Below are 19,403 nucleotides of genomic sequence, written 5' to 3'. Positions count from 1 at the left end.
GGGTGGAGACCAATGAGCAAAATCATGCCGCTCGAGCAGGCGGTGCGCGAGAACCTTAGGGATGGCGATACCGTCGCTTTTGAAGGGTTTACGCATCTGATCCCGCATGCGGCGGGCCATGAAGCGATCCGGCAGGGGTTCAAGGACCTGACCCTTATCCGCATGACGCCCGACATCATCTACGACCAGATGATCGGCATGGGCATGGCGAAAAAGGTGATCTTTTCCTATGCGGGCAATCCGGGCGTGGGCCTGTTGCGCCGCATGCGTGACGCCATCGAGAACCAGTATCCGCGCGCTATAGAGACCGTCGAGCATTCGCATGCGGCCATGGCGAACGCCTATGCCGCGGGCGCCGCGGGCCTGCCCTGCGCCGTATTCCGCGGCTACAAGGGCGCCGACCTGCCCAAGGTCAATCCCGACATCAAATCGATCACCTGCCCCTATACGGGAGAAGAATTGGCGACGGTGCCGGCACACAACCCGGACGTTGCCTTCATCCATGCCCAGAAGGCCAATGAAAAGGGCGACGTTCTGATCGAAGGCATTGTCGGGGTGCAAAAGGAAGTGGCGCTGGCGGCGAAAAAGGTCGTGGTGACTGTCGAAGAGATCGTGCCCGATTTTGCCGGCATGCACCCCAACCTCACTATCCTGCCGCACTGGACGGTGACGGCGATCGCCAAGGTCAAGGGCGGGGCGCACCCCTCCTACACCCATGGCTATTACGCGCGCGACAATGCGGCCTATCTGGCCTGGAACGAGATTTCAGCCGACCGCGAATTGTTTGCCAAATGGATGGACGAGAATGTCTTGAACGCGACGCCGGAAGCGTTCGCCGAACGTGTGAAGGGGCTTTGACCATGAGCGATGTTACCCCAACCGAAATGATGACAATTGCCGCATCGCGGGCGCTGTCTTCCAAAGACGTCTGTTTCGTGGGCATCGGCGCGCCGTCTGCGGCGTGCAACGTGGCGCGGCTGACCCATGCGCCCGATATCACGCTGATCTATGAGAGCGGAACCATCGGCACGGCGCCCGACGTTCTGCCGCTTTCGATCGGCGATGGCGAATTGTGCGAAACGGCGGTTTCGACCGTCGCAGTGCCGGAAATGTTTCGCTACTGGCTGCAGGGCGGCAAGATTACCGTCGGGTTTTTGGGCGCGGCGCAGATCGACAAGTTCGGTAATATCAACACCACGGTAATCGGCGATTACCACCACCCCAAGGTGCGCCTGCCGGGTGGCGGCGGGGCGCCGGAAATCGCGACCTCGTGCGGCGAGATTTACATCACGCTCAAGCAGGCGACGCGCTCGATGGTGGAAAAGATCGACTTTTTCACTTCCTTCGGTCACGGCGAGGGCGGCGATCACCGCCAGCGGCTGGGGATTACGACCAAGGGGCCGACGCTGCTGATCACCGATCTGGCGATCTGGAAGCCCGACCCGGTGACCAAGGAATTCACAGTGGTTTCGCTGCACGAGGGGGTGACCCGCGAAATGGTGCAGGAGACCTGCGGCTGGACGGTGAAATTCGCCGACGATCTCGAAGTGACCCCTGCCCCGAGCGAGATCGAGCTTTCGACCCTGCGCGATCTCAACGAACGCACCAAGCGCGCCCATGCGGGCGGAAAGGCAGCGTAAAATGGCTGAGGCTTTTATCTGCGATTATATCCGCACGCCCATCGGGCGGTTCGGCGGGGCGCTCAGCAAAGTGCGGCCCGACGATCTGGGGGCGCTGGTGCTCAAAACGCTGGTCGAGCGCAACCCGTCGGTCGATTTCGAGGCTGTCGAGGACGTGATCTTCGGCAATGCCAACCAGGCGGGCGAAGACAACCGCAACGTGGCGCGCATGAGCCTGCTGCTGGCCGGGCTGCCGGTGACAGTGACCGGCACGACCATCAACCGGTTGTGCGGATCGGGGCTCGATGCGGTGCTGACGGCGGCGCGGGCCATCAAGGCGGGCGAAGCGGATTTGATGATCGCCGGCGGCACGGAATCGATGAGCCGGGCACCGTTCGTCATGCCCAAGGCCGAGACTGCGTTTTCGCGCAATGCGGAGATTTACGACACGACGATCGGCTGGCGCTTCGTCAATCCGGCGATGAAGGCGCAATATGGCGTGGATTCCATGCCCGAGACCGGCGAGAACGTGGCCGAGGACTACAAGATTTCGCGAGAGGATCAGGACGCCTTTGCAGTGCGCAGCCAGAACAAGGCGGCTGCCGCGCAGGAGAACGGGCGGCTGGCGAAAGAAATCGTTGCGGTGACCATTCCTCAGCGCAAGGGCGATCCGGTTGTCGTGGACACCGACGAGCATCCGCGCGCCACGACGCTGGAAACGCTGGCCAAGCTGCCAACGCCGTTCAAGAAAGAGGGCGGCACGGTGACGGCGGGCAACGCATCGGGTGTCAATGACGGGGCGGCGGCGCTGATCATCGCGTCTGAAGAAGCGGTGAAAAAATATGGGCTGACGCCGATCGCGCGGATCGTGGGCGGCGCGACGGCCGGGGTTCCGCCCCGCGTCATGGGCATCGGCCCCCTGCCCGCTTCGCAAAAGCTGATGGCGCGGCTGGGGCTGGGCGCTGAGGATTTCGACCTCGTCGAACTCAACGAGGCGTTTGCCAGCCAGGGGATTGCGGTGTTGCGCGGGCTCGGGATTGCCGAGGACGCGGACTTTGTGAACCCCAATGGCGGGGCGATTGCTCTGGGGCATCCGCTGGGCATGTCGGGCGCGCGGATTGCCGGGACGGCGGCGCTGGAGCTGAGCCTTTCGGGCAAGAAGCGCGCGCTGGTGACCATGTGTATCGGCGTGGGCCAGGGCATCGCGGCGGCGCTGGAGGCGGTTTAGGCTGCGGCTGCGACACCCGCGAAGATGGGGCTAGAGCAAGGCCCCTCACCCCAGCCCTCTCCCCAGAGGGGCGAGGGAGTCACGCTGTGGCTCTCCTAACCCGGCTGTTTATCTTCAGCGCTGCCCGCAATATGAACCCTCGCCCCTCTGGGGAGAGGGTGGCCGGCAGGCCGGTGAGGGGCCTTGAGCGTCCGATGTTGGGCAAGGCCCCCTCACCCCGCTGGCTGCGCCATCCGACCTCTCCCCCAAGGGAGAGGTAAGAAATGCCGCTTTCGCCGCGAAACACCTCTCCCTTTGGGGGAGAGGTCGGCGCGGAGCGACGGGTGAGGGGGCCTCGTCCTTTATTCACCCGACAAGCAGATATATTGCGTCCGCCTTGCAAATCCGGCGGCGAACGCATACATGGTGTGCAGGCTCGATGGTGCGCGATTTGATTTTCGCCGCGCAATCGCAAGAGTGATGTCGCTTTTGCTGGAAACGCGCTGATGGCAGCGCCTTTTTCCGAGCCATTCCAGACAATCATAAAACCGTAGCAAGGCTGCCCGATAATCGTGGCGCCACTGCATAGACCAGGCCGTCCAGTGGCGGCCAGAAAGACACATGAAAACCATAGATTTCAACGCCGAAGCGTCCCTTTATCTGGGCCGCGACTGGCGGACTGCGCTTGAGCAGGGATCGCGACGATTCCCGAGCGCTGCGAAAGCCATCCGATTTGCGCTCGAGGAAGTGCCGCCCGTGAGCCTTCACGGCGCGCGCATGATCGTTGACGGGCGCAGCTATTCGCCCCGCGACCTGCAGAAACTGTACGGCGACAGGGCCTACCCGCTGCACCGCAAGGCGGACCGCGACGCGATCCTTATCGAACCGTTCAACGATTAAGGCGGTCAGCTCGCGGCTGGACGTGAGCCTGTCCCACGGCGTCATCCCGGGCGAAGACCCGAGATCCAGTAACCGGCAGAGTTGGCGGTTCTGTCTCGGACGCTGAGTGTACTGGGCCCCGGCTCAAGGCCGGGGTGACAGGTGGGGGATCACGGTCCTGTCCCGCCCCACCGAATGGTCTCAGGCTGTCGTCGTCTTGCGACGGACAGCGGCTTTTTTCCTGGGGGCAGCCTTTTTGGCGGCCTTTTCGATGGCGTCCTGGCGCTCTTTTTCGAGCCGCAGGGCCTTGAGGCGCTCGGTCTTGGCGCGGGTCGCGTCCAGTGCGATTTCTTCCTGGCGCAGCGCCTCTTTCTGGCGCGCTTCCATCTCGGCATATTTGCGCTGCGGGCTCACCTTGGGCGGAGCTTCCATTGAGATATCTCCTGAGATTTAATAAGGGCCGCCTCTTGAGCATGCGCTCGAAAGACGGCCCATAATCGTATTAGGCGGCCTGGATGTTGATGGCCGACTTGCGTCCGTCGCGGCCGCTTTCGAGCTCGTAGCTCACAGCCTGACCTTCGACCAGCGTCGCCATTCCGGCGCGCTCGACAGCGGAAATGTGCACGAATGCATCTTCGCCGCCCTGATCGGGCTGAATGAAGCCGAAGCCCTTGGTCGCATTGAAGAACTTTACCTTGCCCGAGATCATCATGGATCCTTTCAGTGGCAGTGGACCCGACGCGACATGCGCCAAGGCCGCCCAAATCCTTTGGGGATTTGCGGCTCAACGTCTAGCAATTGAGGATATCCAAGTATCCGGCGAACCGGGCGATCAGGTAGCCAAGAGCATCCAACGTGATAAAATTACACTATAGCAAATGTGGCATGCAGGCAAGCGCCGCCCCCCGCACGGGCCTCTTCCATTCCCCGTCAACGACGTTATGGTCCCGCCCCGAGACAGTAAGGGACCGCCCATGACCGAACAGCTTGTTTCCACTTTCCGTTCCATCGTCGGCCCGCGCCATGTGCTGGTGGGCGACCGCGCCACGCGGCGCTACCGGAAGGGATATCGCTATGGCGACGGGCAGGTGCTGGCCGTCGTGCGTCCGGGCACGCTGGTTGAGCAATGGAGGGCGCTCAAGGCGTGTGTGGAAGCGGGCGTGATCGTCATCGTCCAGGCGGCCAATACCGGAATTACCGGAGGGTCGACGCCCTATGGCGAGGGCTATGACCGGCCTATCGTCATCATCAACACGATGCGGATTTCGCGGATCGATCTGATCTCGGGCGGCAGCCAGGTGATCGCCCTGCCCGGCGCGACGCTCGACAAGCTCGAAAAGACGCTGCGCCCCATTGGGCGCGAGCCCCATTCGGTGATCGGGTCGAGCTGCATTGGGGCATCGGTGACCGGCGGGGTGTGCAACAATTCGGGCGGGTCGCTGATCCAGCGCGGCCCGGCCTATACCGAGCTGGCGCTTTACGCGCAGGTGGATGAAACCGGGACGCTGAGACTGGTCAACCATCTCGGGGTCGACCTCGGCGAAGGGGCCGAAACCATCCTTTCACGGCTCGACACGGGTCAATATTCGGAGGCCGATGTGGCGCCCGAGGGCAACCGGCGCGCCTCCGACCACGACTACCATATCCATGTGCGCGACATCGAGGCCGATACCCCGGCCCGGTTCAACGCCGACCCGCGCAAACTGTTCGAGGCATCGGGCAGCGCGGGCAAGCTGGCGGTGTTCGCTTTGCGGCTCGACACGTTTGCGGCGGACGCCGATACGCAGGTTTTCTACATCGGATCGAACGATCCGCTCGAACTCAATACGATCCGGCGGCACATGTTGAGCCGGTTTACCCATTTGCCCATTGCCGGGGAATATCTGCATCGCGACGGCTACACGCTGACCCAGAAATTCGGCAAGGACACTTTCCTCATCATCAAGCGGTTCGGCACCGACCGGATACCGACGGCGTTCGCGGCCAAAAGCTGGGTGGACGGGATCACTGAAAAGCTCGGGCTCGGCGGCGCGATCTCCGACCGGGTGGTTCAGGCGATAACCGGGCTGTTGCCCGAACATCTGCCCAGGCGGATGAACGAATATCGCGACCGGTTCGAGCATCATCTGATGATCCGCATGGGCGGAGAGGGCATAGCCGAAGCGCGGGCCTATCTTGAGAGCATTTTTCCCTCGGCGAACGGGGATTATTTCGAATGCACGCCGCAGGAGGGCACCGATGCGTTCCTGCACCGCTTTGCGTTCGGGGGTGCAGCGGTGCGTTATCGCGCTACCCATTCCCACGAGGTGGAGGACATTCTGGCGCTCGACGTGGCGCTGCCGCGCAACGAAATCGACTGGCTGCCCGAACTGCCCGCCGAGCTTGAAGCCCAGATCGAATACAAGGTGCTGTGCGGGCATTTTTTCTGCCACGTCATGCATCAGGATTACATGATCAAGAAGGGCGCCGACGTCCCAGCGATCAAGGAAAAGCTGCTGGCCCTGCTCGATACGCGGGGAGCGGAATATCCCGCCGAACACAATGTGGGGCACCTTTACGCGGCCAAGCCGGCGCTGGAGGATTTCTATAAGACGCTCGACCCCACGAACAGCTTCAACCCCGGCATCGGCAAGACGAGCAAGAAGAAGCAGTGGGCCTAAACGAAAAGCCCCGCAGCTTTTGCCGCGGGGCCGTAATCGTCTCGGGCCGCGTCATGCTTTAGGATCAATCGAAATTCAGGCGTTTTGGGTTGGCGCCGCGCTGGATTCCGGCAACAAGTACCGGAATGACATGGTGGGTTTGAAGCAATGCCGTCTCCATGCCCCCCTCCTTGTCACCCCGGGGCTTGTTCCCGGGGTCCAGCGGGACTTCCACAATCGACAACCCTATTTGGAGCACCAATAACTGAATGTCGATTCGGCCTGGAGCGGTTCAGGGTTTCACCGAATCGGAAGTCTGCTCACCTCTCCCTTAGGAGGAGAGGTGAAGTCCGCACATGTCTTGCTTCCGTGAAGACCTAAAAGAGCCTAAAGCGCGTTGATGCGCTCGAGCATGCCTTCGGGCCAGGCCTGCGAAAGCGGGGAGGCAAGGTATTGCTCCTGCGCATAGACCTTGAACGCCTCAAGATCGGGCTCATAGACATTGAGGCCCTCTTGCTGGAAGAAAGACACAAGCTCAGCTTCCTGATCGATATATTGCTGGTTGGACCATTCAAAGGCCTCGGTCGCTGCATCGCGCATGGTCTGCTGCTGCTCGGGGGTCAGCGAAGCGAACAGGTCTGCGTTGATGATGAGCATGCCAAAGCCCATATTGTGGCCGGTGAGGACGATCTGGTCGGTCACCTCGTGGAATTTCATGAGCTGATTGTTGGGCAGCGGGTTGTCCTGGCCGTCGATGGCCCCGGTCTGAAGACCGGTATAGACCTCGGCATAATCCATCGGGGTGGGGTTGGCCCCAATGGCGCTGCCCAGGAACTGCCAGCTTTCCCCGCCCGGCATGCGCAGCCGGACACCGTTGAGGTCCTCGGGGGTCATCACCTCCCTGTCTCCGCGCAGATTGACGTGACGGGCGCCGTAATAGGCGATGCCGAGAATTTCGAGGCCCATTTCGTCGCGGGCCATCTGGCGGAACTGGTCACCGACCTCGCTGGCAAAAACAGCCTGAAGGTGCTCGGGGTCGCGAATGACATAGGCGGCGCCCAGAATGTCGAAAGCCGGGACCTGTTTGGCAAAATCGGACGGCGGAAGCAGCGACATTTCGAGATTGCCGCGCTGGATGGCGACGATCTCGGAGCCCTGGGGGATCAGCGTCGAGGAGAAATAGGGCTGGAACTCGAAATCATCGCCCAGCCGTTCGGCAAAGATGTCGGTGAGCGCCACCGAGCGCGGAGCGTCCGCGGTCGTGGAATCGGAAAAGCGCAGGGCAATCGGCTCCTGCGCCATGGCGGTTGCGGGCGTCGCAAGCGCCAGAACGGCCAATGCCGAAAGGACTTTGGTGCGGATTGTCATTTTGGGGTTCCTCCTCAAGGACGTTCAGGAAAAGACAAAGCGATTTTCCGGCAGGCCCTGCCCGATGCCCTCGACAGCCAGAAGCGAGCCGGCCAATGGCTCGGCGGCAAGCCGGTCGTCCGAGAGAAATTTTCGGGCGGTCGTGACATAGAGCGTGCGGAAATCCGGGCCGCCAAAGCATACGCAGGTGGGATGGGTCACCGGCATTTCGACGACCGTATCAATGCACCCGTTCGGTGCATACCGGACGATCCGGCCACCGGCGAAAAATGCCTGCCAGAGGCACCCTTCGGCGTCGATGACGGCACCGTCCGGGCGTTCGCCGGTCCGGCTGTAATCGGCAAAGACCTCCCTGCCGGTTATCGCGCCATCGTCTGGGTCGATGGTGAGGCGCCAGGAGAGGTGCCCCCTGGTATCGGTAAAATAACCGGTCCGGCCGTCGGGGGAAAAGGCGATGCCGTTGGACACGATGACGTTGTCGATCATCGCATGCGCGGTGCCGTCGGCGTCGATGCGGTAGAGGCTGCCATTGGGGCGATGGAGCTGGTTGTCCATGGTGCCGACCCAGAACCGGCCACGCGGGTCGACCCGACCGTCATTGAGGCGATTGTCGAGCCCGGCATCGACGCTCACTATCGGCTCGAGGGCGTTGTCGGCAGCCAGCCGATTCAAGGTCAGATCGGTGGCGATCAGCTTTTCGCCGTCGCCCGCCAGGGCCAGCGAGCCGAGAACCTGTGTGTCGAAGGCCCGGGCCTGGTGATCGCCGGTGGCCGGGTCCAGGCGATGCAGCGTGGGCTTTTCGATATCGAGCCACCACAGGATCTGTTCAGCGTCGCACCACAGCGGCGTTTCCCCGAGCTGGTCGGAGCTGCGATGTGCGATTTCCACGGCGCTGCTGGCGATTTTTCGCATCGTCTCTCCCTGTCGATAGCGTTCGGCTGCATTCGGCGGCACTTTTAACTAACGAGTTAGTTAAGTCAATTGAGCAGCTTCGCCCTGTGGTCGGCCGATCACCGACCGTTTGGCGCCTGGCGCCCTGCAGGTGTGGAAAATGTGTCGCCGACCCATGATGTAATGTAATGTAATGTAATGTAATGTCATAACACTGTTATTTCCCGGCCCTAGCTTCAGCGGACGGGCGCTGACGGAAGGAGGACAGGCAATGTCATCCACCCCCGATCGGGCGTCCTGACCGCTCATGGATACCGGCCTCACACCTGCACCATGAGCCCCGCAACACAACGCAAGCAGGGCTTACCGATGAACGAGCACAACCCGAAATTTCCCACCCAGGGTCTCGAAACCGCAGAGTTCGAACCCGTCAATCCCACCTCCAACCCCACGATGGGCGAGCTGATTTCCCGCCGTTTTTCGCGCCGCGGGTTTCTCAAGGGTTCGCTGGCCACGACAGCGATTGCAGCAACGGTCAGCCCGCTCGCCCTGCTGACCGCCGAAAAGGCCCACGCTCAGGAGGGCTCGGTCTTTTCGTTCGCCGAAGTCGAGGCTGGTGTCGACGCCGACCACCACGTCGCCGAAGGTTACGATGCCGACGTTCTGATCCGCTGGGGCGACCCGGTGACCAATGACGCTCCCGAATTCGACCCGCTCAACCAGACGCCACAGGCGCAGGCCGGCCAGTTCGGCTACAACAACGACTATGTCGGCTATGTGCCGCTCGAAGGCTCATCCGAGCATGGGCTTTTGCTGGTCAACCACGAATACACCAACGCGCACCTGATGTTTCCGGGGCTGGTGACGGTGACGGATGGCGAAGCCGAACAGGGACCGCTCTCTCAAGATCAGGTCGATATCGAGATCATGGCGCATGGCGGTTCGGTGATCGAGATCGAAAAGGTCGACGGCAAATGGCGCCGCGTTGCGGGCAGTCCCTATAATCGCCGCATCACCGGCGAGACCGAAATGGAAATCACCGGCCCCGCCGCCGGTCATGACCGTCTCAAGACCAGCGCCGATGCAACCGGCACGCTGGTGCGCGGCACGCTCAACAATTGCGCCGGCGGCACCACGCCCTGGGGCACTTACCTGATGGCCGAGGAGAACTTCCACGGTTATTTCGCCGGCGAACTGCCCGCCGATCATCGCGAAACCGAAAACTACGCGCGTCTGGCCGCGCCGGGCGGCTGGTATGAGTGGCACAATTTCCACGACCGCTTCGACGTTTCCAAAGAGCCCAACGAAATGAACCGGTTCGGCTGGGTTGTCGAAGTCGATCCCATGGACGCCTCGGCAACGCCGAAAAAGCGCACGGCGCTGGGCCGCTTCAAGCATGAAGGCGCAGAATCGATCGTCGCTCCGGATGGCCGGGTGGTGTTTTATTCCGGTGACGACGAGCGTTTCGACTATGTCTACAAGTTCATAACATCGGGCACGTTCAACGCGGACGACCGGAACGCCAATATGGACCTGCTCGATGACGGCACGCTCTATGTCGCGCGCTTTGAAGAAGACGGGTCGATGGAATGGCTGCCACTCATTTTCGGTGAAGGCCCGCTGACGGAAGAAAACGGTTTTGAAAGCCAGGCTGACGTTCTTATCGAAACCCGCCGGGCCGCCGACCTTCTGGGTGCCACCCCAATGGATCGTCCCGAAGACATCGAGCCCAACGCCGCCAATGGCCGGGTCTATGTGATGCTGACCAACAATACGGCCCGCGAAGAGGCCAACGCCGCCAATCCGCGTATCGACAATGCCTTCGGGCATATCGTTGAAATCCATGAAGAAGGCGGCGATTTTGCCGCCACCACCGGGCGCTGGGAAATCCTGCTCCAGTGCGGCGACCCCTCGATTGCGGAGGTCGGCGCGACGTTCTCGACCGAGACGACCGAGAACGGCTGGTTCGGCATGCCCGACAACGCTGCCGTCGACAGCGAAGGGCGGCTGTGGGTTTCGACCGATGGCAATTCGCTCTCGGCCACCGGCCGCACCGACGGGCTTTGGGCCGTCGACATCGAGGGCGAGGCGCGTGGCACCTCGAAACTGTTCTACCGCGTGCCGGTGGGGGCCGAAATGTGCGGCCCGCTGCCAACGCCGGACCTGACCACATTCTTTGTCGCGGTTCAGCACCCGGCGGATGGTGGCGAGGATTGGGAAGGCCACGGGCGCCCGTCCTATTACGAGGATCTTTCGACCCGCTGGCCCGATTTCCGTGACGACATGCCGGTGCGCCCGTCGGTCGTGGCCATCACCAAGGCGGATGGCGGCAAGATCGGCATGGCGTAAACCACCAGCCCATTGCGATAACTGCCGGGCCGGCACGCGAGGTTTCGCGTGCCGGCCTTTTTCATGCCATGGGGCCTTGGGTTGGCCCCATTGAAGGCGTTAGGGTGCCTGAAAACGAAGGACTGCATCATGAGCGATATCAACGCCGCTGCCTCAGGCACATTCTCGCTGGGTGATCTTACAATCAACCGGCTGGGGTTCGGCGCCATGCGCATCACCGGGCGAGGGATCTGGGGTCCGCCTGCCGATCATGACGGAGCGATCGCGACGCTGAAGCGCCTGCCCGAACTTGGCGTCAATTTCATCGACACCGCCGATTCCTACGGTCCGGACGTATCCGAAAAGCTGATCCGCGAGGCGCTGCACCCCTATGACGGCCTGCTGGTGGCGACCAAGGCGGGGCTGACGCGCGCCGGGCCGGACCGCTGGGCGCCCAACGGCATGCCCGACTATCTGATCGAGCAGGCGCAAAAGAGTTTGAAAAAACTTGGGGTCGAGCAGATCGCGCTCTGGCAGCTCCACCGCATCGATCCGCGCGTGCCGCGTGACGAACAGTTCGGCGCGGTCAGGATGCTGCTCGATCAGGGTATCATCGCCCATGCCGGACTGAGCCAGGTGAGCATCGAGGAGATCGAAGCGGCCCGGAAGGTGTTTCCGGTCGCAACGGTCCAGAACCGCTACAACCTCGTCGATCGCGGGAGCGAGGAGGTGCTCGATTATTGCCAGCAGCACGGCATCGGGTTCATCCCCTGGTTCCCGCTGGCGGCGGGCGATCTGGCAAAGCCCGGATCGGTGCTGGACGGCATCGCGAAACAGCACGGCGCGGCGCCCAGCCAGATCGCTTTGGCCTGGGTGCTCAAGCGCAGCCCGGTGATGCTGCCCATTCCGGGAACATCGAAAGTGGCTCACCTTGAGGAAAACGTCGCGGCGGCGGAGATCGAACTGTCGGACGAGGATTTCGCGGCGCTCGATGAGGCCGGCCGCAGCTAGGCCGCGACATTTTACGTCAGTTGATCGCGCGCCGGAGGCACCTATCTTTGCCGGCCCTTTTTTATGTTTTCAAGCCAGGGATTTACAATGCGTTCGCTTCAATACAGCCGGTTCGGCGCCGCAGCCGAGGTTCTGGGCGTAGCCGATGTGGCAAGGCCCGAGCCGGGCGAAGGGCAGGTGCTGATCCGCACCATCCTGTCCCCGATCCACAATCACGACCTTTGGACGATCTCGGGCAATTACGGCTACAAGCCCGCCCTGCCCGCCATCGGCGGCAGCGAGGCCGTGGGGGTGATCGAAGCGGTGGGGCCCGGGGTCGATGGCGCGCTTGCGGGCAAGCGGGTGGTGGCCAATGGCGCGGGGACATGGGCCGAGTTCTATCTCGCCGCCGCCAATACCATCGTGCCGGTGCCCGATGCGATCGGCGACGAGGCGGCGTCCCAACTTCTCTCCATGCCGTTCAGCGCCATTTCGCTGCTGGAATTTCTCGATGTGGGCAAAGGCGACTGGGTGATCCAGACCGCGGCCAACGGGGCTGTGGGCAAGGTGTTTTACGGGTTGGCGCGGGCGCGGGGCGTCAACGTTCTCAATCTGGTGCGGCGGCAGGCGGCGGCCGATGAGCTGGCGCAGGCGGGCATGGAGAATGTCATTTCCACCGACGCAGACGATTGGGTGGCACAGGCACGGGCGATAATCGGCGAGGATGGCGCGCGTGCGGCCGTGGATTCGGTGGGCGGGAAACTGGTGTCCGATCTGGCGACGCTGCTCGGCTACAAGGGCCTTCTCGTCACCTTCGGGACGGCGACGGGCGAGCCGATGGCGCTCGATTCCGGGCCGATCATTTTCAAGCAGCTCACCATCAAGGGGTTCTGGGGCGCCAAGGTCACTGGCGAGCTGGCCGGCGCGGACAAGGCGCGCATGATCGGGGAACTGGTGAGTTTGGCCGCCAAGGGCCAGTTGCCGCTCGATGTGGATGGCATTTATGGGCTCGATGACTATGCAGCGGCCGTTGCCGCCGCGCAGACGCCGGGGCGCAAGGGCAAGGTGTTGTTTAAGACCGGAGCGTCATGATGGGCGCTTATGTGGCGCTGCTGCGGGCCGTCAATGTGGGTGGCACCGGCAAATTGCCCATGAGCGAATTAAAGGCCATGTGCGAGGCGGCGGGGTTTGAGAACATCACCACCTATATCGCGAGCGGCAATGTGGTTTTCGTTTCGGCGCTGAGCGAAGCGCAGGTGCGCAAGGCGCTCGAGGACCGGCTGGCAGCCTATGCGGGCAAACCGGTGGGGGTTTTGGTGCGGACCGCCGAAGAGATGACGGCGGTTTTGAAGGACAATCCATTTCCCGCGGCAAAGCCCAATTTCACTGTGGCGATCTTTCTCGATGAAAGGCCTGAGAAGGCGGCGCTGGACAGCGTGCGCAACCGGGCCGAGGACGAGGAAATCGCGCTGGGCAAGCGTGAAATCTATGTGTCCTACGGCTCGGGGATGGGACGGTCCAAGCTGGTCATCCCCGCCGCCAAGGCCGGTACGGCGCGCAACATGAACACCATCGCCAAACTGGCGGAGATGGCCGGGGCGCTGACGTAAAAAGGCCGCCTTGCGGCGGCCTTTTCGAAACCCTGGATTTCGAGGCGAATGCCTGAAATCAATCAGCCGGCTGCAGGTTCACAGCGGAAGCGCGGCCGTCACGGCCCTTTTCCAGCTCGTAGGAAACGGCCTGACCTTCGACGAGGGTCGACATGCCCGAGCGCTCTACAGCGGAAATGTGAACGAAGGCGTCCTGGCCGCCCTGGTCGGGCTGAATGAAGCCGAAGCCCTTGGTGGTGTTGAAGAATTTGACTTTGCCAGTGATCATCTAGAGATCCTTTCGAATGGCGAATAGTTCGGGCGCGACATGCGCCGAACCCAACGTCTTGCAATAAAGGATATCCAAGTGACCGGAAGAACCGGCAGATCAGGTAGCCAAGCGCATCGAACGTATGAGAACAATCATTACAGCGCTACTGCGCCCAAAACAAGGCCGTTCATCGGCCCGGCGCCCGATTTGATTTCGGCACGCCGGGCGACCCCTGTGACGGACGGATCAGCCGAGCACCGATTTGACGGCGGCGGCGGTCTTTTCCACGACGATATCGGCCTCGGCCTCGCTCAGGCACAGGGGCGGCGCAAAGCCGATGATATCGCCCTGCGGCATGGCGCGGGCGATGACGCTCAGCTTTGCCATTTCGCCGACAACACGCGGTGCCACTTTCTCTGAAGCGTCAAAGAAGGTGGCGCTGTCGCGGTCCTTGACCAGTTCGACGGCGCACAGCATGCCCTCGCCGCGCACTTCGCCCACATTGGCGTGATCGCCGAGCGCGGCGCTCATCCGCGCGTTGAGATATGCACCGGTTTTCCCCGCGTTTTCCACAAGCCCCAGCTTGTCGATGAGGTTAAGGTTGGCGATACCGGCAGCAGCACCGATGGGGTGGGCCGAATAGGTCCAGCCATGGCCGATGGGGCCGTTTTCATCGGTGCCGTCCATCAAGACCTGCCACATCCTGTCGCCCACGATCGAACCCGAGAGCGGGGCATAGGCCGAGGTCAGGCCCTTGGCGATGGTGATGAGATCGGGGCGCATGCCGTAATGATCGGACCCCATCATGGTGCCCAGCCGTCCAAAGCCGGTGACCACTTCGTCGGCGATGAGCAGGATATCGTGCTTTTCGAGGACCTGCTGGATGGCTTCCCAATAGCCCGCTGGGGGCGGAACGATACCGCCTGTACCCAGAATGGGCTCGCCGATAAAGGCGGCGATGGTGTCGGCGCCTTCACGCGCGATCAGCGCTTCGAGCTCGGCGGCGCAGTGGAGGACGAATTCGGCCTCGCTCATGTTGCGGCGCGGGCGGCGGTAATAGTAGGGCGCCTCGGTGTGGATCACCTGGGAGAGCGGCAGGTCGAACTTGTTGTGGAAGGTCGCGAGCCCGGTCATCGAGCCGGTCATCAGCCCCGAGCCGTGATAGCCGCGCCAGCGCGAGATGATCTTTTTCTTTTCCGGGCGGCCCAGGATGTTGTTGTAGTACCAGACCAGCTTGATGTTGGTCTCGTTGGCGTCGGACCCACCGAGCCCGAAATAGACCTTGCTCATTCCCTTCGGCGCGCGGTCGAGCACCATCTTGGCCAGCGTGATCGAGGCTTCGGTGCCGTGGCCGACATAGGCGTGATAATAGGCAAGCTCTTTGGCCTGTTCGGCAATGGCTTCGGAAATTTCGGTGCGGCCATAGCCGACATTGACGCAATAGAGCCCGGCAAAGGCGTCGAGCAGCCTGTTGCCGTCACGATCCTCGATATAGACGCCCGATGCGGTCTTGACGATGCGGTTGGGGCTTTCGCCGCGCGCATGCTGGGCGAGGTGGGTCGAGGGGTGGAAGAAATTTTCCCGATCCCACTGGTCGAGCTGATCGTTGGTGAGCATTTTTTGGTCCTTATTGAACTTGAATTTCGCAATAGATGTGCCGGATGTGCGGGGCGGAGGTGGCGAAAATGGTGGCCGTCGAGAACCGGAGCGGAGCGTATATCAATACGTGAGCACCGGAAGCGCAGGCGGACGCCATTTGCAGCCGCTCCGCACCGGACAGGCGGTGCATCTAGGCCCAGTCGCGGCAGACATATTTGACTTCCGTGAATTCCTCCATGCCCAGCCGGGCGCCTTCGCGGCCCATGCCGGACTGCTTGTAGCCGCCAAACGGGATCGGTGCGCCGGTGACCTTGGTGCGGTTGACGGCGACCATGCCGAACTGGAGTTGGCGCGACGCACGATAGATGCGGCGCGGGTCCATTGTATGGAGATAGGCGATCAGCCCGTATTCGGTGGCGTTGGCGCGGGCGATGGCCTCCTCTTCGCTGTCGAAGGGGCAAAGCGCGGCGACGGGGCCGAAGGTTTCCTCGTTCATGATGAGGGCATCGGCGGGCACGTCGAACAGGATCGTGGGCTGGAAGAACAAAGGCCCTCGGCCGTCCACCTTGCCGCCGGTCAGACATTTGGCGCCCCTGGCCAGAGCATCCTCGACATGGGAGACCTGCTTGGCGATGGCCTTTTCGTTCATCAGGGGGCCGATATCGGGATCGGTTGAACCGGGGCCGACCGAAAGGGCGGCGGCCGCTTCGGCGAAGCGTTCGGCAAAGCTTTCGTAGATGCGGCGGTCGATGAAGAACCGGTTGGCGCCCAGGCAATCCTGCCCGGAGGTGGCGAACTTGGCCTTTATGGCCTCTTCGACCGCCTGATCGAGATCGGCGTCGGTAAAGACGATAAACGGGGCGTGGCCGCCCAATTCCATGACGAGGCGTTTCACGGTGCCGGCCGACTGGCGATAGAGCAGCTTGCCGATTTCGGTGGAGCCGGTGAAGGACAAAACGCGCACGCGGGCGTCCGCGGTCCAGGGTTCGACGACGGTGGGAGCCTCGCCGGTTACGACGTTGAAGGCCCCGGCGGGGATGCCGGCGCGGGCCGCGAGGACGGCAAGGGCGGTTGCCGAAAACGGGGTTTCCGAGGAGGGATGGACAAGGCAGGTGCAGCCGGCAGCCAGAGCGGCGGCGGCCTTGCGGGTGATCATGGCCGAGGGGAAATTCCAGGGGGTGATCAGCGCTGCAACGCCGGCCGGTTCGCGCCAGATTTCAACTTCAGCATCGGGGAGGTGCGAAGTGACGGATTCGATATTGGGGCGTTTGGCTTCCTCGGCGAAGAACTCGACAAAGGACGCCGCATAGGCGATTTCGCCGCGTGATTCCGATATGGGCTTTCCCTGTTCGGCGGTCATGATCTGGGCTAGGTCTTCGCGCGCATCCATGATCAGATCGTACCAGCGGCGCAGGATGGCCGAGCGCTCCTGCGGCAACAGCCCGGACCAGTGCACAAAGGCGGCTTCAGCCCGATCAATGGCGGCAGAGGATTCTTCTGCGCTCAAAGCCGGGATGGAGCCGATCACATCGCCCGTGGCAGGATCGGTGACGGCAATATCGTCGCCCGAGGCAGCGGCGACGGGGCGACCGGCGATATGGGCCAACTGGCAGAACAGCTCAGGGTCGGTCAGCGTCGCGGCGGGGCCGGACGGGGCATATTTGGCGGACAGGCTCGACATTGGGCACGGAGTCCTTCGTTAGCGGGGGAACCGGGCCGACCATAGCGGGGAACGGGGAGAGGCGGGCGCCAAACTGACCGGGGGTAAGGCGATGGTTCTCACTGTTTGATGGTCGAAGCGAAGAGGGTTATTCTGCCGGACCCGACTCGCCCCTTTCTTTCCCGAATTCCCCAAGGTCCGATCCGACATGAAAACCTATGGCATTCCCGCACTCGGCCGGGACGTTTCCAGCGTCGTTCTGGGCTTGATGCGCATTGCGAAAATGGAGGATGGCGAGATCGCCGCCCTTGTGCGTGGCGCACTCGGTAGCGGGGTCAATGTGCTCGATCATGCCGATATCTATGGCGGGGAGCGGCACAGATGCGAGGCGCGGTTCGGCGAGGCGGTTGCGCTATCGCCGGGCGAGCGCGAGCAGATCGTCATTCAATCCAAGGTCGGCATTCGCAAGGGGTATTTCGATTTTTCGGCCAGCCATATCGTTTCGACCGTCGATGAATCGCTTGCGGCGCTGAGAACAGATTATCTCGACGTGTTGCTGCTCCATCGCCCCGATACGCTGGTCGAACCCGAGGAAGTGGCCGCGGCATTCGATGCCTTGCATGCGGCGGGCAAGGTGCGCCATTTCGGGGTGTCCAACCATACGCCAGGGCAAATCGAACTGCTCAAGACGGCGGTGCGTCAACCGCTGGTCGTCAATCAGGTGCAGCTTTCGCTCGCTCACGCGCCGATGTTCGCGCAAGGGGTTGCGGCCAATATGGCCGGGCTCGAGCAGTCGGTGAGCCGGGACAACGGACTCTTGGACTATTCACGCATCAACAAGATGACCTTGCAGGCATGGTCGCCGTTCCAGGCTGGATTTTTCGACGGCGTTTTCGTTGGCGACCGCGAGCGGTTTCCCGCGCTCAACGCGGTGCTCGACGAATTGGCCGAGACCCATGGCGTGACGCCATCGGGCATCGCGGTGGCGTGGATCACGCGGCACCCGGCCAATATCCAGGTGGTTCTGGGCACAACCAAACCGGAGCGCGTCGGCGAAGCGGCGGCGGGGTCGGATGTGGAGCTGAGCCGGGAGGAATGGTATCGGCTGTTTACGGCAGCGGGCCATACGCTGCCTTAGGACCAATCGCTCAACCCGGATGCATAATCTCTGCCGCCAGTGAAAATGCCGATTATCGTTACGACATCGCCGATCAGGGAGTAGGCTATGACGGCGCGTTTTCTATAAGCGATTGTCCGCAAGCCGGGGCGAATGTCGGATCGAGATACGCCGCGTTCCGGCTGGTGGCTGAGACTTTCGCAAATGCCGATCAACCTACCAACGTAATCGTTGGCAATTTTTGGCGAGGCTTCAGCAGCAAGGTAATCGTACAAGGCAACAAGATGCGCTTCCGCTTCCGGCAGGTAGTGCACCTTGTGGATCATAGTCAGTCTTTGGTGCTGGTGCGCCGATGGTGTTCTTGGAGCCGTGTGCGAAGCGCTTCTATTGGCTGCGCGCGTTCGGGATCGGCAAGCATGGCATCATAGGCCGGCGCCACTTCGTTGCGCAGCCAGGCCTCAACCGCACGATCACGCTCAGCAAGCGCACGCAGCCCGTCGCGGACCACCTCGCTTTCGCTGGCGTATTCGCCTGTCGAAACCTTTTCCTTGACCAGTCTGGCCATTTCGGTGGGGAGCGTGACGCTCATCTGTCTGGTGGTGCGCATCGGGTCGACCTTTCGATAGGATTAAATCCTATCACCGGTATTCGTTCCGATAAAGCCCTACCCCGCCTCGGCCACCGCGCTGACCGGCAATGGCGTATCCTTCACAGGTGCCGTGACGACGTAGGAATAGTAGCGCCGCACGCCGATCTTGGCGGCGAGCAGGTCCTCGATGAGCTTTTGATAGTCTTCGAGGTCGCGGGTGATGATCTTGAGCATGTAGTCGATGCCGCCGCCCACGGCCCAGCATTCGACGATCCGCTCGATCTTGCCGATGGCGGCTTCGAAGCGGGAAAAATCCTCGGCCTGATGGCTTTCGAGTTCGATCTGGACGAAGACGATTGTCAGCGGGCCGAAGGCCCGCAGCGAGATGCGGGCACCGTAGCTTTCAATGATGCCGGCGTCTTCGAGGCGCTTTAAGCGCTCCCAGCACGGGGTGGGCGTGAGATTGACCCGTTCGGCGAGCGTAGCCTTGGGTATGCGGCCCTCGCGCTGGAGGATCGCCAGAATTTTCAGGTCCCGGTCGTCGAGCTTGATTTGAGCCTGGCGAATGGCAGCGCCCCTTTTTGCCAAATGCTTTTGCATCGGCGCACGCTACTCTTTCGCAGGGGCTAACGTCCAGATTCTTCCGAAGAAAAGTTT

General features: G+C 62.2%; 20 protein-coding genes. 10 read left to right on the top strand and 10 right to left on the bottom strand.

The window, feature by feature from the left end; all coding sequences use genetic code 11:
* Nucleotides 1–12: 12 nt before the first annotated feature.
* The 4 genes from KKY_RS01230 to KKY_RS01215 all read left to right on the top strand — a co-directional run bounded on the left by KKY_RS01230 (nucleotide 13) and on the right by KKY_RS01215 (nucleotide 3,726).
* On the top strand, nucleotides 13–858 hold the full coding sequence (locus tag KKY_RS01230) for a CoA transferase subunit A (protein WP_014129451.1): 846 nt from the start codon (nucleotides 13–15) through the stop codon (nucleotides 856–858).
* 2 nt (nucleotides 859–860) lie between these two features.
* The gene (locus tag KKY_RS01225) at nucleotides 861–1,640 is read left to right on the top strand and encodes a CoA-transferase subunit beta (protein WP_014129450.1); all 780 of its coding nucleotides are present in this window, start codon (nucleotides 861–863) and stop codon (nucleotides 1,638–1,640) included.
* Between the two features lies 1 nt (nucleotide 1,641).
* Entirely contained in the window at nucleotides 1,642–2,847 is a 1,206-nt protein-coding gene (gene pcaF, locus KKY_RS01220; RefSeq protein ID WP_014129449.1) for a 3-oxoadipyl-CoA thiolase, read from the top strand.
* A gap of 600 nt (nucleotides 2,848–3,447) precedes the next feature.
* Nucleotides 3,448–3,726 carry a hypothetical protein gene (locus tag KKY_RS01215; protein WP_014129447.1) on the top strand — a complete coding sequence of 93 codons (279 nt, stop codon included), beginning with the start codon at nucleotides 3,448–3,450 and terminating at the stop codon, nucleotides 3,724–3,726.
* A gap of 180 nt (nucleotides 3,727–3,906) precedes the next feature.
* On the opposite strand, the gene KKY_RS01210 is transcribed toward KKY_RS01215, so the two are convergent.
* Together KKY_RS01210 and KKY_RS01205 are read right to left on the bottom strand one after the other, a co-directional pair.
* Nucleotides 3,907–4,137 carry a hypothetical protein gene (locus KKY_RS01210; protein ID WP_014129446.1) on the bottom strand — a complete coding sequence of 77 codons (231 nt, stop codon included), beginning with the start codon at nucleotides 4,135–4,137 and terminating at the stop codon, nucleotides 3,907–3,909.
* 70 nt (nucleotides 4,138–4,207) lie between these two features.
* Nucleotides 4,208–4,414, bottom strand: a complete 207-nt coding sequence (locus tag KKY_RS01205; protein ID WP_014129445.1) for a cold-shock protein — start codon at nucleotides 4,412–4,414, stop codon at nucleotides 4,208–4,210.
* Nucleotides 4,415–4,679: 265 nt separating this feature from the next.
* On the opposite strand from KKY_RS01205, the gene dld reads away from it, so the two are divergent.
* The gene (gene dld, locus KKY_RS01200; protein WP_014129444.1) at nucleotides 4,680–6,365 is read left to right on the top strand and encodes a D-lactate dehydrogenase; all 1,686 of its coding nucleotides are present in this window, start codon (nucleotides 4,680–4,682) and stop codon (nucleotides 6,363–6,365) included.
* A 366-nt stretch (nucleotides 6,366–6,731) separates the two neighbouring features.
* On the opposite strand, the gene KKY_RS01195 is transcribed toward dld, so the two are convergent.
* A complete protein-coding gene (locus KKY_RS01195; protein WP_014129443.1) occupies nucleotides 6,732–7,712 on the bottom strand; it encodes a sialic acid TRAP transporter substrate-binding protein SiaP in 981 nt (326 codons plus the stop codon).
* Nucleotides 7,713–7,736: 24 nt separating this feature from the next.
* Nucleotides 7,737–8,624 carry an SMP-30/gluconolactonase/LRE family protein gene (locus KKY_RS01190; RefSeq protein WP_014129442.1) on the bottom strand — a complete coding sequence of 296 codons (888 nt, stop codon included), beginning with the start codon at nucleotides 8,622–8,624 and terminating at the stop codon, nucleotides 7,737–7,739.
* A 348-nt stretch (nucleotides 8,625–8,972) separates the two neighbouring features.
* Here KKY_RS01190 and KKY_RS01185 point away from each other — a divergent pair, with 348 nt between their 5' ends.
* The 4 genes from KKY_RS01185 to KKY_RS01170 all read left to right on the top strand — a co-directional run bounded on the left by KKY_RS01185 (nucleotide 8,973) and on the right by KKY_RS01170 (nucleotide 13,531).
* Entirely contained in the window at nucleotides 8,973–10,952 is a 1,980-nt protein-coding gene (locus KKY_RS01185; RefSeq protein WP_014129441.1) for a PhoX family protein, read from the top strand.
* Nucleotides 10,953–11,081: 129 nt separating this feature from the next.
* Nucleotides 11,082–11,942, top strand: coding sequence for an aldo/keto reductase (locus KKY_RS01180; protein ID WP_014129440.1), 861 nt, complete (start codon nucleotides 11,082–11,084; stop codon nucleotides 11,940–11,942).
* 87 nt (nucleotides 11,943–12,029) lie between these two features.
* Nucleotides 12,030–13,013 carry a zinc-binding dehydrogenase gene (locus KKY_RS01175; RefSeq protein ID WP_014129439.1) on the top strand — a complete coding sequence of 328 codons (984 nt, stop codon included), beginning with the start codon at nucleotides 12,030–12,032 and terminating at the stop codon, nucleotides 13,011–13,013.
* The gene (locus KKY_RS01170) at nucleotides 13,013–13,531 is read left to right on the top strand and encodes a DUF1697 domain-containing protein (RefSeq protein WP_041528968.1); all 519 of its coding nucleotides are present in this window, start codon (nucleotides 13,013–13,015) and stop codon (nucleotides 13,529–13,531) included. Before KKY_RS01175 ends, KKY_RS01170 begins: the two co-directional genes overlap by 1 nt.
* Before the next feature lie 58 nt (nucleotides 13,532–13,589).
* On the opposite strand, the gene KKY_RS01165 is transcribed toward KKY_RS01170, so the two are convergent.
* The 3 genes from KKY_RS01165 to KKY_RS01155 form a co-directional block, all read right to left on the bottom strand.
* A complete protein-coding gene (locus KKY_RS01165) occupies nucleotides 13,590–13,799 on the bottom strand; it encodes a cold-shock protein (protein WP_014129437.1) in 210 nt (69 codons plus the stop codon).
* 228 nt (nucleotides 13,800–14,027) lie between these two features.
* Nucleotides 14,028–15,398 carry an aspartate aminotransferase family protein gene (locus tag KKY_RS01160; RefSeq protein WP_014129436.1) on the bottom strand — a complete coding sequence of 457 codons (1,371 nt, stop codon included), beginning with the start codon at nucleotides 15,396–15,398 and terminating at the stop codon, nucleotides 14,028–14,030.
* 172 nt (nucleotides 15,399–15,570) lie between these two features.
* Nucleotides 15,571–17,061, bottom strand: a complete 1,491-nt coding sequence (locus KKY_RS01155; RefSeq protein ID WP_014129434.1) for an NAD-dependent succinate-semialdehyde dehydrogenase — start codon at nucleotides 17,059–17,061, stop codon at nucleotides 15,571–15,573.
* Nucleotides 17,062–17,248: 187 nt separating this feature from the next.
* Here KKY_RS01155 and KKY_RS01150 point away from each other — a divergent pair, with 187 nt between their 5' ends.
* Nucleotides 17,249–18,178, top strand: a complete 930-nt coding sequence (locus KKY_RS01150) for an aldo/keto reductase (protein WP_014129433.1) — start codon at nucleotides 17,249–17,251, stop codon at nucleotides 18,176–18,178.
* Here the strand turns inward: KKY_RS01150 and KKY_RS01145 are convergent.
* The 3 genes from KKY_RS01145 to KKY_RS01135 are packed head-to-tail and all read right to left on the bottom strand — an operon-like array spanning nucleotide 18,175 to nucleotide 19,346.
* Nucleotides 18,175–18,483, bottom strand: a complete 309-nt coding sequence (locus KKY_RS01145) for a type II toxin-antitoxin system RelE/ParE family toxin (protein WP_014129432.1) — start codon at nucleotides 18,481–18,483, stop codon at nucleotides 18,175–18,177. The genes KKY_RS01150 and KKY_RS01145 overlap by 4 nt on opposite strands.
* A 2-nt stretch (nucleotides 18,484–18,485) precedes the next feature.
* Nucleotides 18,486–18,764 carry a type II toxin-antitoxin system ParD family antitoxin gene (locus KKY_RS01140; RefSeq protein WP_014129431.1) on the bottom strand — a complete coding sequence of 93 codons (279 nt, stop codon included), beginning with the start codon at nucleotides 18,762–18,764 and terminating at the stop codon, nucleotides 18,486–18,488.
* Between the two features lie 57 nt (nucleotides 18,765–18,821).
* Nucleotides 18,822–19,346: an Lrp/AsnC family transcriptional regulator gene (locus KKY_RS01135; RefSeq protein WP_014129430.1), complete on the bottom strand. Its 525-nt coding sequence runs from the start codon at nucleotides 19,344–19,346 to the stop codon at nucleotides 18,822–18,824.
* Between the last annotated feature and the right edge of the window lie 57 nt (nucleotides 19,347–19,403).

This window comes from Pelagibacterium halotolerans B2 (assembly GCF_000230555.1).
In the GTDB taxonomy this organism is placed as follows: domain Bacteria; phylum Pseudomonadota; class Alphaproteobacteria; order Rhizobiales; family Devosiaceae; genus Pelagibacterium; species Pelagibacterium halotolerans.
Note: the sequence above shows the minus strand (reverse complement) of the source record. Positions and strands in the feature narration are given on the sequence as shown.

Excerpts from the sequence above, each read along its gene's own strand:
- KKY_RS01230 (WP_014129451.1), top strand. The coding sequence starts at position 13 with ATGAGCAAAATCATGCCGCTCGAGCAGGCGGTGCGCGAGAACCTTAGG.
- KKY_RS01225 (WP_014129450.1), top strand. The coding sequence starts at position 861 with ATGAGCGATGTTACCCCAACCGAAATGATGACAATTGCCGCATCGCGG.
- pcaF (WP_014129449.1), top strand. The coding sequence starts at position 1,642 with ATGGCTGAGGCTTTTATCTGCGATTATATCCGCACGCCCATCGGGCGG.
- KKY_RS01215 (WP_014129447.1), top strand. The coding sequence starts at position 3,448 with ATGAAAACCATAGATTTCAACGCCGAAGCGTCCCTTTATCTGGGCCGC.
- KKY_RS01210 (WP_014129446.1), bottom strand. The coding sequence starts at position 4,137 with ATGGAAGCTCCGCCCAAGGTGAGCCCGCAGCGCAAATATGCCGAGATG.
- KKY_RS01205 (WP_014129445.1), bottom strand. The coding sequence starts at position 4,414 with ATGATCTCGGGCAAGGTAAAGTTCTTCAATGCGACCAAGGGCTTCGGC.
- dld (WP_014129444.1), top strand. The coding sequence starts at position 4,680 with ATGACCGAACAGCTTGTTTCCACTTTCCGTTCCATCGTCGGCCCGCGC.
- KKY_RS01195 (WP_014129443.1), bottom strand. The coding sequence starts at position 7,712 with ATGACAATCCGCACCAAAGTCCTTTCGGCATTGGCCGTTCTGGCGCTT.
- KKY_RS01190 (WP_014129442.1), bottom strand. The coding sequence starts at position 8,624 with ATGCGAAAAATCGCCAGCAGCGCCGTGGAAATCGCACATCGCAGCTCC.
- KKY_RS01185 (WP_014129441.1), top strand. The coding sequence starts at position 8,973 with ATGAACGAGCACAACCCGAAATTTCCCACCCAGGGTCTCGAAACCGCA.
- KKY_RS01180 (WP_014129440.1), top strand. The coding sequence starts at position 11,082 with ATGAGCGATATCAACGCCGCTGCCTCAGGCACATTCTCGCTGGGTGAT.
- KKY_RS01175 (WP_014129439.1), top strand. The coding sequence starts at position 12,030 with ATGCGTTCGCTTCAATACAGCCGGTTCGGCGCCGCAGCCGAGGTTCTG.
- KKY_RS01170 (WP_041528968.1), top strand. The coding sequence starts at position 13,013 with ATGGGCGCTTATGTGGCGCTGCTGCGGGCCGTCAATGTGGGTGGCACC.
- KKY_RS01165 (WP_014129437.1), bottom strand. The coding sequence starts at position 13,799 with ATGATCACTGGCAAAGTCAAATTCTTCAACACCACCAAGGGCTTCGGC.
- KKY_RS01160 (WP_014129436.1), bottom strand. The coding sequence starts at position 15,398 with ATGCTCACCAACGATCAGCTCGACCAGTGGGATCGGGAAAATTTCTTC.
- KKY_RS01155 (WP_014129434.1), bottom strand. The coding sequence starts at position 17,061 with ATGTCGAGCCTGTCCGCCAAATATGCCCCGTCCGGCCCCGCCGCGACG.
- KKY_RS01150 (WP_014129433.1), top strand. The coding sequence starts at position 17,249 with ATGAAAACCTATGGCATTCCCGCACTCGGCCGGGACGTTTCCAGCGTC.
- KKY_RS01145 (WP_014129432.1), bottom strand. The coding sequence starts at position 18,483 with ATGATCCACAAGGTGCACTACCTGCCGGAAGCGGAAGCGCATCTTGTT.
- KKY_RS01140 (WP_014129431.1), bottom strand. The coding sequence starts at position 18,764 with ATGCGCACCACCAGACAGATGAGCGTCACGCTCCCCACCGAAATGGCC.
- KKY_RS01135 (WP_014129430.1), bottom strand. The coding sequence starts at position 19,346 with ATGCAAAAGCATTTGGCAAAAAGGGGCGCTGCCATTCGCCAGGCTCAA.